The organism is Thalassospira sp. ABL2_045 (assembly GCF_056161285.1).
In genome coordinates, this window is record NZ_JBSWYV010000023.1 from 1 (window position 1) to 14130 (window position 14130).

Annotated in this window: 15 protein-coding genes and 1 pseudogene; 10 read left to right on the plus strand and 6 right to left on the minus strand. The window is 54.9% G+C overall.

Annotated features, from left to right (window positions below; all coding sequences use genetic code 11):
- Positions 1 to 109: 109 nt before the first annotated feature.
- Positions 110 to 1000: a phosphoserine phosphatase SerB gene (gene serB / locus ACXAIA_RS20290; RefSeq protein ID WP_475350960.1), complete on the minus strand. Its 891-nt coding sequence runs from the start codon at positions 998 to 1000 to the stop codon at positions 110 to 112.
- A gap of 160 nt (positions 1001 to 1160) precedes the next feature.
- On the opposite strand from serB, the gene ACXAIA_RS20295 reads away from it, so the two are divergent.
- From ACXAIA_RS20295 to ilvC, 6 genes are all read left to right on the plus strand, one after another.
- Complete coding sequence (locus tag ACXAIA_RS20295; protein WP_475350961.1) at positions 1161 to 1415, plus strand: type II toxin-antitoxin system Phd/YefM family antitoxin; 255 nt, start codon at positions 1161 to 1163, stop codon at positions 1413 to 1415.
- Positions 1415 to 1837: a PIN domain-containing protein gene (locus tag ACXAIA_RS20300; protein WP_475350962.1), complete on the plus strand. Its 423-nt coding sequence runs from the start codon at positions 1415 to 1417 to the stop codon at positions 1835 to 1837. Before ACXAIA_RS20295 ends, ACXAIA_RS20300 begins: the two co-directional genes overlap by 1 nt.
- Positions 1838 to 1855: 18 nt before the next feature.
- Positions 1856 to 2821: a tRNA (adenosine(37)-N6)-dimethylallyltransferase MiaA gene (gene miaA / locus ACXAIA_RS20305; RefSeq protein WP_475350963.1), complete on the plus strand. Its 966-nt coding sequence runs from the start codon at positions 1856 to 1858 to the stop codon at positions 2819 to 2821.
- 152 nt (positions 2822 to 2973) lie between these two features.
- On the plus strand, positions 2974 to 4737 hold the full coding sequence (locus ACXAIA_RS20310) for an acetolactate synthase 3 large subunit (RefSeq protein ID WP_475350964.1): 1764 nt from the start codon (positions 2974 to 2976) through the stop codon (positions 4735 to 4737).
- Positions 4738 to 4840: 103 nt separating this feature from the next.
- On the plus strand, positions 4841 to 5350 hold the full coding sequence (ilvN, locus tag ACXAIA_RS20315) for an acetolactate synthase small subunit (protein ID WP_044828093.1): 510 nt from the start codon (positions 4841 to 4843) through the stop codon (positions 5348 to 5350).
- Between the two features lie 116 nt (positions 5351 to 5466).
- A complete protein-coding gene (gene ilvC / locus ACXAIA_RS20320; protein WP_167724710.1) occupies positions 5467 to 6486 on the plus strand; it encodes a ketol-acid reductoisomerase in 1020 nt (339 codons plus the stop codon).
- A gap of 78 nt (positions 6487 to 6564) precedes the next feature.
- On the opposite strand, the gene ACXAIA_RS20325 is transcribed toward ilvC, so the two are convergent.
- Positions 6565 to 7809 (minus strand): MFS transporter, encoded by a 1245-nt coding sequence (locus ACXAIA_RS20325; RefSeq protein ID WP_475350965.1) that lies wholly within the window; start codon positions 7807 to 7809, stop codon positions 6565 to 6567.
- A 171-nt stretch (positions 7810 to 7980) separates the two neighbouring features.
- On the opposite strand from ACXAIA_RS20325, the gene ACXAIA_RS20330 reads away from it, so the two are divergent.
- Positions 7981 to 8892 carry a pseudouridine-5'-phosphate glycosidase gene (locus ACXAIA_RS20330; RefSeq protein WP_475350966.1) on the plus strand — a complete coding sequence of 304 codons (912 nt, stop codon included), beginning with the start codon at positions 7981 to 7983 and terminating at the stop codon, positions 8890 to 8892.
- Positions 8893 to 8970: 78 nt separating this feature from the next.
- Here ACXAIA_RS20330 and ACXAIA_RS20335 read toward each other — a convergent pair whose 3' ends face one another.
- Entirely contained in the window at positions 8971 to 9228 is a 258-nt protein-coding gene (locus ACXAIA_RS20335; RefSeq protein WP_475350967.1) for a hypothetical protein, read from the minus strand.
- 198 nt (positions 9229 to 9426) lie between these two features.
- Between ACXAIA_RS20335 and ACXAIA_RS20340 the strand changes: the two genes are divergently transcribed.
- Entirely contained in the window at positions 9427 to 9888 is a 462-nt protein-coding gene (locus tag ACXAIA_RS20340; RefSeq protein WP_475346812.1) for a helix-turn-helix domain-containing protein, read from the plus strand.
- A gap of 115 nt (positions 9889 to 10003) precedes the next feature.
- Here the strand turns inward: ACXAIA_RS20340 and ACXAIA_RS20345 are convergent.
- Positions 10004 to 10420 (minus strand): annotated as a pseudogene (locus ACXAIA_RS20345) (N-acetyltransferase family protein); the annotation flags it as partial.
- Between the two features lie 178 nt (positions 10421 to 10598).
- Here ACXAIA_RS20345 and ACXAIA_RS20350 point away from each other — a divergent pair.
- The gene (locus tag ACXAIA_RS20350) at positions 10599 to 10922 is read left to right on the plus strand and encodes a hypothetical protein (RefSeq protein WP_475350968.1); all 324 of its coding nucleotides are present in this window, start codon (positions 10599 to 10601) and stop codon (positions 10920 to 10922) included.
- On the opposite strand, the gene ACXAIA_RS20355 is transcribed toward ACXAIA_RS20350, so the two are convergent.
- Both ACXAIA_RS20355 and ACXAIA_RS20360 read right to left on the minus strand, forming a co-directional pair.
- Positions 10909 to 11649, minus strand: a complete 741-nt coding sequence (locus ACXAIA_RS20355; protein ID WP_475346814.1) for a PDC sensor domain-containing protein — start codon at positions 11647 to 11649, stop codon at positions 10909 to 10911. The two genes, ACXAIA_RS20350 and ACXAIA_RS20355, sit on opposite strands and share 14 nt — an antisense overlap.
- Positions 11650 to 11744: 95 nt before the next feature.
- Entirely contained in the window at positions 11745 to 12392 is a 648-nt protein-coding gene (locus tag ACXAIA_RS20360; RefSeq protein WP_475350969.1) for a pyridoxamine 5'-phosphate oxidase family protein, read from the minus strand.
- A gap of 118 nt (positions 12393 to 12510) precedes the next feature.
- Here ACXAIA_RS20360 and pdxR point away from each other — a divergent pair, with 118 nt between their 5' ends.
- Positions 12511 to 14031, plus strand: a complete 1521-nt coding sequence (gene pdxR, locus ACXAIA_RS20365) for a MocR-like pyridoxine biosynthesis transcription factor PdxR (RefSeq protein ID WP_475350970.1) — start codon at positions 12511 to 12513, stop codon at positions 14029 to 14031.
- Positions 14032 to 14130: the final 99 nt, after the last annotated feature.

Below are 14130 nucleotides of genomic sequence, written 5' to 3' on the forward strand. Positions count from 1 at the left end.
ATTGCCGTCGTCAGAAAAATGGTCACGATCCTCAATGCGAGAATGCGTGACCACTATGCTTTAATACTTGACGGTTAATACCGCTGCTTTTGTTTTCCGCGTTCGAACTTTACGAAACAAAGTCCGACTTCGCATAGCCCTGCAGATACAGCAATGCGGTCAGATCACCGTGATTGATGCAAATGCGCGCCTGTTCCTGCACGGATGGTTTGGCATGGAAGGCCACCCCGGTTCCGGCAAGCGAGATCATCTGAAGATCATTGGCCCCGTCGCCAACCGCAATCGCATCCCCCACCGTAATCCCCTGCTGGGCGGACAGGCTTTCCAGCGCATCGACCTTGGCCTGACGATCGAGAACCGGTTTCTGAACCGTGCCGGTCAACTTGCCATCCTTTTCAATCAGGACATTGGCCTGATCGTAATCAAAACCAAGCTCGGCCCGGACCGCCCCGGTAAAGAAATCAAAGCCGCCAGACACCAATGCAGCAAAGCCACCATTGACCTTCATGGTCGCAACAAGTTCCCTGGCGCCACCGGTATATTCAACGGTTTTCCAGGCTTCCTTGAGCATCTCGGTCGACATGCCATCCAGCAGACCCACACGTTCGTCAAGGGCCGCTTCGAAATCAAGTTCGCCATTCATCGCGCGCGCGGTGATTGCCGCCACCCGATCCTTGACCCCGGCGAACTCGGCCAGTTCATCAAGGGTTTCACCGGTGACAATCGTGCTGTCCATATCGGCAATCAGAAGCTTCTTGCGACGTGTTTCGACCTTTTGGGTGATGGCATCAACCGGAAGCTCTGGCTCGCCCAATGCCGTATCTGCCACGTCAAGCGGGATACCATCAAAGGTCAGATCGCACGCCTCGCCCTCAGCCAGCCAGGTGACATCCCCGACCAGTGCCCCTGCCCCGGTCAGCGCAATGGCAGCATTATCAATCACGGCCTTGGTCAGCGCATTCGAATTCGGGGCGGCAATCAGGGTGAGAACCAATTTCATGGTCAACGGGCTCCTTGGCGGGAAAGGCATAAAACATCGTTATCGCCTTTATCCGAATTGCACCGGACTGTGGCAAGAGCGTTTGTTGCTTTGCCCGATTTTGTTGCATCCGACTATCACAAAATGTAGTATTGTTGCTACATATTTAGCGAGGTGCGAAATGGGTATCACGACAATCTCAAGCCGCGATTTCAATCAGGATACCAGTGGTGCGAAAAAGGCATCCAAAGGCGGACCTGTAATCATCACCGATCGTGGCAAGCCGTCGCATGTATTGCTGTCGATAGAGGAATATCAACGCCTGACAGGCTCATTACCCTCCATCGTTGAACTTCTTGCCATGCCTGGCGCAAACGGTATCGAGTTTGACCCACAACCAGCCCGGATCAACATGAAGCCGGCTGATCTGTCGTAATGTTCATCCTCGATACAAATGTCATTTCCGAACTTCGCCGCGCGGGGCAAGGCAAGGCCGACCAGAATGTTGTCCGTTGGGCGCAATCAGTAGATGCCACTAGCCTTTATATTTCGGCCATCACCGTTCTGGAGATTGAAACGGGCATTCTGCAAATCGAACGACGCGACCCAGATCAGGCGGAAATATTGCGCAACTGGTTCGAAGGCCATGTCCTCAAGGCTTTTGAAAACAGGATACTGCCGATTGACGAAACCGTTGCAAGGCGGTGCGCGCAGTTGCATGTTCCTGATCCGAAATCTGACCGCGATGCCCTCATTGCGGCAAGCGCACTGGTTCATGGAATGACCATCGCCACCCGCAACACCAAAGACTTTGATCAAACAGGTGCCCAAGTGTTTGATCCATGGAAAGCCCGATAGTCAGGACAAACTCATCGTATGCCCACCGCTAAGTACACCCAATTGCACCCCGTCCTGATCGTCGCTGGCCCGACCGCCAGTGGTAAGTCGGCGCTGGCCCTTGATCTGGCGGAGGCCTTTGACGGGGTGGTGATCAATGCTGACAGCATGCAGGTCTATGAGGAGCTGCGTGTGCTGTCTGCGCGCCCTGATGAGAGCGAAATCGCCCGCGCGCCGCATCGGCTGTATGGCGTGCTGTCCGGGCGCGAGGCCTGCTCGGCGGGCAAGTGGCGTGAAATGGCGATGGCCGAGATTGCCGCGTGTCATGCCGACGGCAAACTGCCCATCATCACGGGCGGCACGGGCATGTATCTGAATGCCCTGACCGAGGGTATCGCCCCGATCCCCGATGTTCCGGCTGCGATTCGCGATAAGGTCACAAAAGAGCTTGAAGAGCTTGGTCATGACGCCTTCTTTGCCAAACTGCAGAGCCAAGACCCGGAAACTGCCGCCAACCTTGATGGCAGCAATACCCAGAGACTGATTCGCGCCGCCGAGGTTTTGGCCCATACCGGGCGCGGACTGGCAAGTTGGCACAAGGAACCGCTGATTACCCCGCCAGAAAGCATGAAATTCAAGAAACTTTGTTACATGCCGCCGCGCGACATTCTGTATGACCGCTGCAACCGGCGTTTTGATCTGATGATCGAACAGGGTGCGATTGACGAGGTCAAAGGGCTGCTTGCCCTTGAACTGCCTGCAACAGCCCCGGTGATGAAGGCTGTCGGCGTTCGTGAACTTTCCGCCTACCTTGCGGGGGAGATGGACCTGGCGACCGCCAAAGAGAAATCGCAGCGCGAAACCCGACGCTATGCAAAACGGCAATTAACCTGGTTCAGACACCAAATGTTAGCCAAGGAAATCATCGACGCGCAATATTCGGAAAGTTTGGCAGCAAAAATGCGTCATGATGTTAACCAATTTCTGTTGACCACGCCAAAGTGAGGCGATAGGTTGGCGCTTCTGCCGCCTAAATGGCGGAAAACCGCCGTTTCGGCGGATTTTTCAACTCCAATTCGAGGATAATTGGATCATGTTTCAATCACGCGGTTATCACGCGACACGTTGTTGTCGTTAAGTAAAGAGGCTCGAAAATCATGGCAGAACGTATTTTAAGCGGTTCGGAAGTAGTGTTGCAGGCCCTTGCAGATCAGGGTGTGGAAGTCGTGTTCGGCTATCCCGGCGGCGCTGTCCTACCGCTATATGACGAGATATTTAAACAGAACCGGATTCGTCACGTTCTCGTGCGCCATGAACAGGCTGCTGTCCACGCTGCAGAAGGTTACGCCCGCTCGACCGGTAAGGTCGGCGTTGTGCTGGTGACCTCTGGACCGGGTGCGACAAACGCCGTTACGGGCCTTACCGACGCGCTGATGGATTCCATTCCAGTTGTCTGCCTGACAGGTCAGGTCCCGACCCATCTGATCGGGAATGATGCCTTCCAGGAAGCCGACACCACCGGCATTACCCGCCCGTGTACCAAGCATAACTATCTGGTGAAAAACCCCGATAAACTTGCCCGCACGATGCACGAAGCCTTCCACGTTGCCGCAAGCGGCCGTCCGGGCCCGGTCGTCATTGACCTGCCCAAGGACATCCTTGTAGGCAAGGCACCCTATATGGAGCCGGGTCAGGTTCAGCACCGCACCTACAACCCGGTGGTCAAGGGCGAACGCAGCCAGATCGAAGAAGCCATGGAAATGATGGCATCGGCCAAGAAGCCGATCCTGTATTGTGGCGGCGGTGTGATCAATTCCGGCACCCAGGCTTGCAAGCTTCTGACCGAATTCACCCGCATGACTGGCGCGCCGATCACGCTGACCCTGATGGGGCTTGGTGCATATCCGGCATCGGACAAGCAGTATCTTGGCATGGTCGGGATGCACGGCACTTATGAATCGAACATGTCGATGCATGATTGCGACGTGATGGTCGCGATTGGTGCACGCTTCGATGACCGTGTGACCGGCAATCTTGATTTCTTTGCGCCGAACTCGCAGAAAATCCAGATCGACATTGATCAAAGCTCGATCAACAAGAACGTTCCGGTCGATATCGGCATCGTTGGCGATGTTGGCCATGTTCTTGAAGACATGATCAAGATCTGGAAAGCCAAGCAGTACAAGATCGAAGCAGCAGCCCTTGATGGCTGGTGGAAAGAGATCGAAGGATGGCGTTCCAAGCACTGCCTGTCCTACAAGCAGCCGAAAGACGTCATCAAGCCGCAGCATGTTATCCGCTCAATCCACGCCGCGACCCGCGATCGCAAAACCTATATCACCACCGATGTTGGTCAGCACCAGATGTGGGCCGCCCAGCATTTCGGGTTCGAACATCCGTATGAGTGGATGACGTCCGGTGGTCTTGGCACCATGGGCTATGGCATGCCGGCCGCCCTTGGCGTTCAGGTCGCCCATCCGGATGCGACCGTGGTCTGCTTTACCGGTGATGCATCGATCATGATGAACATTCAGGAATGCGCGACGATGACGCAGTATCGTCTGCCGATCAAAACCGTGATCCTGAATAACCGCTACATGGGCATGGTCCGTCAGTGGCAGCAGCTTCTGCACGGGTCGCGCTATTCCGAAAGCTATAGCGAAACCCTGCCCGACTTCGTCAAACTGTCCGAGGCCTTTGGTTTTACCGGACTGACCTGTGACAAACCGGCCGATCTTGATGATGCCATCAAGAAGATGCTGGAAATTGATGGTCCGGTAATTTTGGACGTTGCCGTTGATGACAAGGAAAACTGCTATCCGATGATTCCGTCGGGCAAGCCGCATAATGAAATGCTGCTTGGGCAGGAAACCAACGGCAATGAAGCCATTGATTCCGACGAAGGGATGGTTCTGGTCTGATCCGCACAAACAGTCTGTGCGCAACGAACTCATCAAATCAAAATGAAAAGGCCGGCGCGGGCGGCACGTTCTGCCCCCGACCGCGCCCTAGCGGAGCGAAACCGTGAAAGAAACCGAAATTTCGAAACACACCATATCCGTTCTGGTGGATAACGAGTCCGGCGTTCTGGCCCGTGTCATCGGGCTGTTTTCCGGCCGTGGCTATAACATTGAAAGCCTGACCGTTGCCGAAGTCGACGCCCAGGCCCACCAGTCGCGCATCACTGTGGTTACCTCGGGCACGCCGATGGTAATCGAGCAGATCAAGGCACAGCTTTCGCGCCTTGTTCCGGTGCACAAGGTCAGCGACCTGACCCTTGCCGGACCAAGTGTCGAGCGCGAGCTTGCACTGGTCAAAGTGATTGCCGCGGGTGAAAAACGTGTGGAATCCCTTCGCATTGCCGACATCTTCAAGGCGCGCGCAGTGGATGCGACAAACGATTCCTTCGTGTATGAAATCATCGGCAGCCCTGAAAAAATCGACGCCTTCATCAAATTGATGGAGCCGCTTGGGCTTTCGGAAATTTCGCGTACCGGTGTGGCAGCGATTTCGCGCGGCACACTGACGATGTGAGTTTGCCCTGCCCGGTGATCCGCATCGGGTAAGGCATTGGGGCCTGCCCCATAATAATTATTACCATCCGCCACGCATGAAAATCAGCGTGGTCCAACGTCCAGAGGTATCGAAAGATGCGTGTTTATTACGACCGCGATGCAGATGTTAATCTGATCAAAACCAAAAAAGTTGCCATCATCGGTTACGGTTCGCAGGGCCATGCCCATGCGCTGAACCTCCATGATTCCGGCGTTAAGGAAGTTGTTGTTGGTCTTCGTGAAGGTTCTGCTTCGCGCAAGAAGGCAGAAAATGCTGGCCTGAAAACCATGACCCCGGCCGAAGCAGCTGCTTGGGCAGATGTTGTCATGATCCTGACCCCGGATGAGCATCAGGCTGCGATCTATGCCAATGAACTGCGCGACAACCTGAAACAGGGTGCGGCTCTTCTGTTCGCACATGGCCTGAACGTTCACTTCGGCCTGATCGAGCCGCGCGCTGATCTTGATGTCATGATGATCGCACCGAAGGGCCCGGGTCACACCGTTCGTTCCGAATATGCACGTGGCGGCGGGGTTCCGTGCCTTGTTGCGATCGAACAGAACGCATCTGGCAACGCGCTTGAAGTTGCCCTGTCCTATGCGTCGGCAATCGGTGGCGGTCGTTCGGGCGTTATCGAAACCACCTTCCGTGAAGAGTGCGAAACCGACCTGTTCGGCGAACAGGCTGTTCTGTGTGGCGGCCTGACCCAGCTGATCAAATACGGCTTCGAGACCCTGACCGAAGCGGGTTATGCACCGGAAATGGCATATTTCGAGTGCCTGCACGAGGTTAAGCTGATCGTAGACCTGATGTATGAAGGCGGTATGGCCAACATGCGTTACTCGATCTCCAACACCGCAGAATACGGCGACTATGTCACCGGCCCGCGCGTTGTTGACGCATCGGTCAAAGAACGTATGAAAGAAGTTCTTGCTGACATTCAGGAAGGCAAATTCGTACGTGACTTCGTTCAGGAAATGCATTGCGGCCAGCCGATGTTCAAGGCAACCCGCCGCCTGAACGCCGAACACGAAATCGAAGAAGTTGGTACCAAACTGCGCGCAATGATGCCGTGGATTGCTGCAAACCAGCTCGTCGATAAAGAAAAGAACTAAGCACAAGCTTGGATCGTTCTTTACGCAAACGGCCGTCCCGATGGGGCGGCCGTTTTGCTTTGGGTATTGTTGATTGGCTTATCCGCCGTGTTTCATTTGCCCGACCGGGAACCGCAATTCGGTTGCCGCCCAGATCAAAACACACAGGACCGACACCCCGGCGCCAAGCGCAACCACAGCGGGCCAGCCGCCAATACCATAGGCGATGGCAGAGCTCGCAGACCCACACGCCCCACCAAGGAAATAGCTTGCCATATAGCCCGTCGTCAGGCGGCTGCGCGCTTCGGGGTTAAGGCGATACACCTCGCTCTGGTTGGAGATATGCGCGCCCTGGATGCCAAGATCGATCAGCACCACGCCCAGCGCAAAGGCAATCAGCGACCATTGCCCCCAATAGAGCAAGGCCCAGCTTGAAACGGTGGTCATCAAAAATCCGCCGGTACTCAGCCGTGCCCAGCCCTTATCCGCCAGCTTTCCGGCAATGCGGGCCGCCAGAATGCCAATTGCACCGATCAGGCCATAAAGCCCGATCACGGCTTCGGACATGCCATATTGCCGCACCAGCATAAAGGCCATCGAGGTCCAGAAAATCCCGAACACAGCATATTGCAGGCCGCCAATCAGGCTGCGGCGGCGCAAGACAGGTTCATCGCGAAACAGATGCAGGATCGAAAGATAAAGGTTGCGGTAACTGGTATGGGACGTTGGCGGGATATGCGGAATGATCCGGTAACACGCCACTGAATAAACCGCCATCAGGACAGAGGCCGCAATGAACACCGACCGCCAACCGGCAAGCTCGGCCATGATGCCCGAAAATGTCCGGGCCAGCAGTATCCCCATTAACAGGCCGCCCATCACCGTCCCAACCGCAGAACCACGTTTATCATCTGTGGCAAGGTGGGCCGCAAGCGGCACAAGAATTTGCGCCGTCACGCAGGTGATCCCGACCGAAACGCTAAACACCACCAGCATCAAAAAGGACGGTGCCAACCCCATCGCCAGTAACCCCATCGCCGTTAAGGCCGAGGTCACGGTCAGCAATTTAGGCCGTTCATGATGATCGCCCAGTGGCACCACCGCAATCAACCCAGTCAGATAGCCAAGCTGTGCGACGGTCACCAGAAAACCGGCCGTGGTTTCGCTTAACCCATATTCACGGGCAAGCAGTTCAAGCAGGGGCTGTACATAATAAAGACTGGCAACGGACAGGCCGCTTCCGACCGCCATAAAGGCCAGAAGGCCGGTTGTCAGGGTGGGCTTGGCATGCATGTTCGGGTGGGCCTTAAGTCGGTTGGTGGTGGCGATACGATAGCCGCCCAATCAGAGACTTACAATGCGGCGCCTGACACAGGTGCCGTGCCATTGTGGCACCGGTCGGCGGCATGACGCACGGCAGCCATTCGCAAAACACCCTGCTTTGCGCTGGATTTCAAAGGCCGTTCTGTTTAATTCTGGCCTTTAAAATTTTAAACCAGATATGAGCATATCGGAATGTCGGACTATATTGATATCGCCCCCGAGGTCGCAGAGGCCTTCGCCGCAGGCAAGCCTGTTGTTGCCCTTGAATCCACCATCATTTCCCATGGCATGCCCTATCCGCAGAACCTTGAAACCGCGCGCGCGGTTGAACAGGATGTGCGCGATAACGGTGCCGTTCCGGCCACCATCGCTGTGATTGGCGGGCGCTGCAAGATCGGCCTGTCGCCCGAAGAACTGGAATATTTCGCCAAGGGCACCGACATCCTCAAACTGTCGCGCCGTGACATCCCCTATTGCCTTGCCAAGAAACGCGATGGCGCGACCACGGTTTCGGCAACCATGATCCTGGCGGAAAAGGCCGGCATTCGCGTTTTTGCCACCGGCGGCATTGGCGGGGTGCATCGTGACCTTGCCGGCAATTTCGATGTTTCGGCCGATCTGACCGAGCTTGGCAAAACCGGGGTTGCGGTTGTTTGCGCCGGGGCCAAGGCGATCCTTGATATCCCCAAAACGCTTGAACATCTTGAAACGCTTGGCGTGCCGGTCATTGCCTATGGCACCGATGAATTCCCGGCATTCTATTCGGTTGAAAGCGGTCAGAAGGCACCGCTTCGCCTTGATACCCCTGAAGAGCTCGCAGCCTTCCTGAAATCGAAATGGGAATTTGGCCTTGAAGGCGGTGCGGTGATTGGCAATCCGCCGGAAGCTGACAAGGCACTGGCACGTGAAGCCATCGAAGGCGCGATTGACGATGCCCTGATCGAAGCCAAGGAAAAAGGCATTCAGGGACGTGACGTCACCCCGTTCCTTCTCGCCCGTGTCACCCAACTGACCGAAGGCAAAAGCCTCGAGGCCAATATCGCGCTGGTGCGCAACAATGCCCGCCTCGGTGCGAAGATCGCAGCTTCAATGGCAGACGCCTGATCCCGACCTTCCATCAAATACAAAACCCCTGTGCTTCGCACGGGGGTTTTTATTCCAACCTGTTTGACGAGCAGACCTTTATTCGGTTGAGCAATCCCGGTCCGCGTCAAGCCTTGCCGTTGCCAAAACAAGTTCGCGATAGATTGCCGAAATTGCCGGCGATTGAATATCTATGCCGACTTCCGATTTTTCAAAGCGTTTGAGATCATCTGCCAGGAACTGCAAATTCGACAGGAAAACGTCTGTTGTCTTACCCGTAAGTTGCAATTGTCCATTATGATGGTTAGCGTTTTTGCGAAGGAGACTGGCTATTTGCTCTATTTGCTCGCTTAACATTAACTACGCACTTTTTTGTTTCCCCTAAACCGATTCTCAGCATATCACTAAATTTCGCGTATAATAAGCGGTTAAAGAGCTGAAATTCACCAATTTTTGCGAAAAATTCGCGTTATTTTTTATTAGAAGTATTTCAAATCACCCACTTTAGGGGTAGTATCCTATCCTATCGGGATAGACAGGCTTGGGAAGTCCGAGATGACAGAAAACGACGCAAAGCAACTTGGTCAGCGTATCGGTCTTTGTGAAAAGATCGCTGGTTCGCGCACGGCCCTTGCCGAACGCACCGGCATATCCGCACGCACGCTTGAAAACTACAGTCATGGCCGCAACGACCCGAAGGCATCCGCCTGCGTTGCCATTGCCCGTGCAACAGACGTTTCGATCGAATGGCTGCTCACCGGACAAGGGGCGCCGGTGAATGAGCCCGCAACTGCCAGCGAAGAACGCGATCGCAAGATTGTCTTTAATATTGCTTATTTTATCGCGGGCAAATCAAAGGCTGTCAAAGTGGATCCGGACGAGTTTGCGGACCTGTTTCTTTCGCTGTTTGACTATTGCCGCGAGAAACAGCAGGCAGATGGAAAGAGCTTCGATGTTGAGGCATTCGAAAACGTGGTTGAGTTTGCCTCAAAGCAGTTTCAACGCCATAGCGGCTAAGCAGCTTGGTCAACCGGGCACGTAACGCCCCGCAATCATCGCAAACATATCCAAACTCGGGAATGGCGACATTTTCAATGACGCGGTCACGCTTAACCTCGCGACGCCACCCCATCTGCGCATACCAAAGCCTGACCGGATTGTCCTTGAATGCCCACAATGCCGGTGGCGTCAATCCATGTGACTCCATGAAATCCAGCATGGTCAACATCATCAGCGGTCCGACCGCACGCCCGCGATAATCCGGAAGCACATAGGCCGCATGCATTTCTCCGGCAGCGGTAATGGCATCGTCCTTGTTCGGACAGCAAAAGCAGAATCCGACAACGGTATCATCAGCCTCCAATACGAACAGTGCCTCACCCCGTGAACGGGATTCGAACCAGCTCAGCCATTGCAGCCGTCTAAACTCTTGGTTTCTGCTTTGCAAAACGGCATCGGGCATAAAGGCGTATGTTTCATGCCAACAAAACGCATGTATCTCCGAAACCTTTGAAACGTCTTCCTTTTTAGCAAACCTGATTGCAACCATAAGCTTATTCCCTTGTTACAAGTTCTAGGGAATCAGCTTACACATCTTTCGCGTGTTGCGATTTAGGTATAAATCTATCTACAGTAACAACATCGTAATTCTGACCACAGATTGAGAACGTCGGAACAGTCACATGCTTGATATAGATCTGCAAAAACGACTGGACAGGGCACCCCTGATGGCCCGCAAGACAACTGCAACACCGTCAAAACCACAGCTTTGGGTTATGGCGATTGTGATCGCTTTGTCTGCGGCAACGATCGGCGCGGTTACACATGCCTATGTCGCCCCGCCGCCTGCACTGAATGCCGACGATATTGGCAGACTTACGGTTCTTGTTAGTGAAAAGACCAGCACCGTCCCGGCTGACATATGGTCAGCAATGGAACAGCATATCGGCAAGCCCGCCAATGAGTTCACGTCAAAAGACCAGATGCAGGCAATCGCCTTCCTGCTTTATCTGGTGGACAAGGAACCAACAGAAACAATCAATATATGGTGACCACAGAACTGGTCACAACGACCGGGTAGTCGCGCAAACGACGCCACATTGTGCGGGCCGGATACGTATTCAGTTTGGTTTCACTTATCCCTGACCGTCCATCAACAATCATCAGACTTTCAAAGAAATCCTCAGCGAGCTCCATTTGTGCCGGGGCCGTCATGATTGTCTCGCCATCAATGGTAAAGGCCGAATAGAAGCATAACCGGCAAGCCCGCTCAGAAGGCAGCCAGGCATCTGGCGTCATGACAGCAACCAATACCCCCATGACCGATCCGGAGACCCCGCGCAATACCCGCGTTACCGGAACGAAAGGCACGCCGGATTGCTTGCCCAGGACAGGCGTCTGGATCTGGATATGCTCGTCCTCAAGCGTAATCGTCTTGGAAAAATAAGGACGTCCGGAAAGATCAAGGTCTGCCGCCGGGTAACGGGTCGTATCAAATTCGAGAATGCCTTTGCTGTTGATGAACAACAGTGCACGAACGGCTTCGACCTGTTCGGTATAGCTCGCAAGGCTGCCCTGGATCACCACGTCATTCATGCCGCCTGCATTGCGCAGAAGGTCAGCCGACCGCCGCATCAGACCATCCGTTTGATTAAGGATATTCTCCACATGCGTCGCCATCAGCAGAACGTTCTCTTCCAACGACACATTGTTGGCATTTGCCGATGCGATGCCCGGCTGCCCCAAAAGGCCTAAAACGACAATCAGCCACTTTTTCATCATTGAACCCTGTGTTGTGGGCTCGCCCACTTCAAGACTTGCCTAGAGTCTAGAGCACACATCAACACAGGGCCAGATGCAAGCAGAACTGACAATCATTCATTCACCGTTTCAGTCTGGCGGACAATTCCGGGCTTTAAACGGCTATCATCAATCGGTGTGCCCCAGACTGTCTCACACGGCAAAACCCCGGCCCAGACGTCAAGATCATAGTCTTCTTCGTCATCAACCGGATCACCGGCACGAACCTTTGCCGAGACCTCATTTAGGTCAAAACCAAGGAACATGGTGGCCTTGAGTTCCTGTTTATTGGGGTGGCGAATCTGATCCCACCGGCCAGGTTCAAGCTTTTCGGTAAACAGGCGCGAATGTTCCATCTTGTCCGCGTCATCAGCAACCAGCGTGCCTTTGCCATAGAGGATCACAGAACGGTAATTCGCCGAATGGTGAAAGGCAGAACGGGCTATCACCAAACCATCCAGTAGCGTGATGCAAAGGCAGGCCTCCGCCCCCTTGGCAATGGCGGCCAAAATACGGTTCTTTGACGCGCCGTGGATGTAAATGCGTTCCCCCACCCGCCAATGGGCGGTCGGGATCATCACCGGGCGACCATCGATCACAGTACCGACATGACAGATCAGCGCATCATCAATGATGCCGTGGATCTGTGCGCGGTCATACGTCGCACGGTTGGGCCCCCGGACAACTTTGGTGTGGGGATGAATTTCGTATTGATCAGGCATGGCGGAACCTCTTCGTCAAAAAATCAAGCTTTGAATTTGGCCTGATCATGGATCAAATTGGACTTTTCAAAAGGTCCACTATAATAAAAACGACAGAACCAATTTGATTGAGGCCGCGATGCCGCGCAGTGATTACAGCTGGATTTATCCAAGCCAGTCCGACGATGCCGACAACAAGGGAAGCACCACCGCCTATCGCCGTCTTTATCACGGCATCCGATCGGCGATTCTCGATGGTCGGCTGCATCCGGGTGAACGCCTGCCGGCCAGTCGTGATCTGGCGAAATCGCTTGGTATTTCGCGCAACACGGTGGTGACGGGTTTCGATCTTCTGACCTCGGAAGGTTATCTTGAAACGCGCGTCGGCGCCGGAAGCTTTGTCGCCCGCGCCCTGCCCGACCGGGATATGCAAACGCGCGACAACACCAACGATAGCCACCCGACGGCAACAGAAGCCTGCCCCTTGCGGCTGAGCCAAAGTGCCCAGCGCATGCTGACCTATCAGCGCCGCTTTCCGCGCTTTCGCGTTGCCCGCCCGTTTAACCCCGCGACCCCCGATCTTGATGGCTTTCCGTTTGATCTTTGGGCGCGGTTGCTGCGCCGGTCATGGCGTGCGCCGGATATTGACCTGACCATTCCAGATGATCCGCTTGGGCTGCCGTTGTTGCGCGGTGAAATTGCCAAATGGCTGCGACAATCGCGCGGGGTCAATTGCGATACCGATCAGGTGATGATTGTCTCTGGCGCGCAGCAGGCACTTGATCTGGCCGCACGCGCCCTTGTCGATCCGGGCGATATCATCGCCACCGAAGATCCGGGCTATGAGGGCATTCGGGGTGTGCTGGCGGCAAGCGGCGCTGTGGTCCAGCCGATTACGGTTGATGAAGACGGGCTGGACATCGACGGCCTTGCAAAAACGTCTTCCCCTGCCCGGATTGTTGTCACCACACCATCGCGGAACTATCCGCTGGGCACCACGCTTTCGCTTGCGCGGCGCCTGTCGCTTTTGCAATGGGCACGCGATAACGATGCCTGGATTGTCGAGGATGATTATGACAGCGACTATCGCTATGACGGCCCGCCATTGTCCTCCCTGCAGGGTCTGGATACCGACAACCGAGTGATCTATGTCGGCACGTTTTCACGCGTGCTATTCCCGGGCATCCGGCTTGGCTATCTTGTCCTGCCAAAGGCACTGGTTCCGGCCTTTCGCGGCATTCGTGGTTTTGCCGACGGTGTACCGGCGCCAACAACACAGGCCGCCCTTGGTGCGCTTTTTGCCGAGGGGCATTTTGGCAGTCACGTGCGCAAGATGCGCATGCAATATGCTGAACGACGCGCCCATCTTACGGCGCTGATTGGGGATCAGGCCGCTGATATCCTGTCGGTGATGCCATCTGATGGCGGACTGCATCTTTGTGCCCGTTCAATCGGTGATCAGGACGACATCAGAATGCAGGAAGAGCTGGTTAAGTCTGGTCTCGATTGCCGCGCACTCTCGTCCTATTTCTATAAATCTCGCCTGGAAAAGGGACCGTCACCTGTGCGCGGGCTGGTGCTTGGTTTTGCCGGATGGAAAAAAGATGTGCTTTCGGAAAGTTTCGGTGAACTGGTCCGAACCATCCGCCGTATGTCTTGATGTACCCCGAGCCAGAGAGAGCGCCTCGACTTTCCCTTTAGACGCTGTCACAGTCGCGACGCTCTCTCCCCTCCGGCTTCACATCCCCCAACACATTGC

What these genes read in the sequence shown, in the direction of transcription:
- serB (WP_475350960.1), bottom strand. Translation starts at nt 1,000, where the DNA reads ATGAAATTGGTTCTCACCCTGATTGCCGCCCCGAATTCGAATGCGCTG.
- ACXAIA_RS20295 (WP_475350961.1), top strand. Translation starts at nt 1,161, where the DNA reads ATGGGTATCACGACAATCTCAAGCCGCGATTTCAATCAGGATACCAGT.
- ACXAIA_RS20300 (WP_475350962.1), top strand. Translation starts at nt 1,415, where the DNA reads ATGTTCATCCTCGATACAAATGTCATTTCCGAACTTCGCCGCGCGGGG.
- miaA (WP_475350963.1), top strand. Translation starts at nt 1,856, where the DNA reads ATGCCCACCGCTAAGTACACCCAATTGCACCCCGTCCTGATCGTCGCT.
- ACXAIA_RS20310 (WP_475350964.1), top strand. Translation starts at nt 2,974, where the DNA reads ATGGCAGAACGTATTTTAAGCGGTTCGGAAGTAGTGTTGCAGGCCCTT.
- ilvC (WP_167724710.1), top strand. Translation starts at nt 5,467, where the DNA reads ATGCGTGTTTATTACGACCGCGATGCAGATGTTAATCTGATCAAAACC.
- ACXAIA_RS20330 (WP_475350966.1), top strand. Translation starts at nt 7,981, where the DNA reads ATGTCGGACTATATTGATATCGCCCCCGAGGTCGCAGAGGCCTTCGCC.
- ACXAIA_RS20335 (WP_475350967.1), bottom strand. Translation starts at nt 9,228, where the DNA reads ATGTTAAGCGAGCAAATAGAGCAAATAGCCAGTCTCCTTCGCAAAAAC.
- ACXAIA_RS20340 (WP_475346812.1), top strand. Translation starts at nt 9,427, where the DNA reads ATGACAGAAAACGACGCAAAGCAACTTGGTCAGCGTATCGGTCTTTGT.
- ACXAIA_RS20350 (WP_475350968.1), top strand. Translation starts at nt 10,599, where the DNA reads ATGGCCCGCAAGACAACTGCAACACCGTCAAAACCACAGCTTTGGGTT.
- ACXAIA_RS20355 (WP_475346814.1), bottom strand. Translation starts at nt 11,649, where the DNA reads ATGAAAAAGTGGCTGATTGTCGTTTTAGGCCTTTTGGGGCAGCCGGGC.
- ACXAIA_RS20360 (WP_475350969.1), bottom strand. Translation starts at nt 12,392, where the DNA reads ATGCCTGATCAATACGAAATTCATCCCCACACCAAAGTTGTCCGGGGG.
- pdxR (WP_475350970.1), top strand. Translation starts at nt 12,511, where the DNA reads ATGCCGCGCAGTGATTACAGCTGGATTTATCCAAGCCAGTCCGACGAT.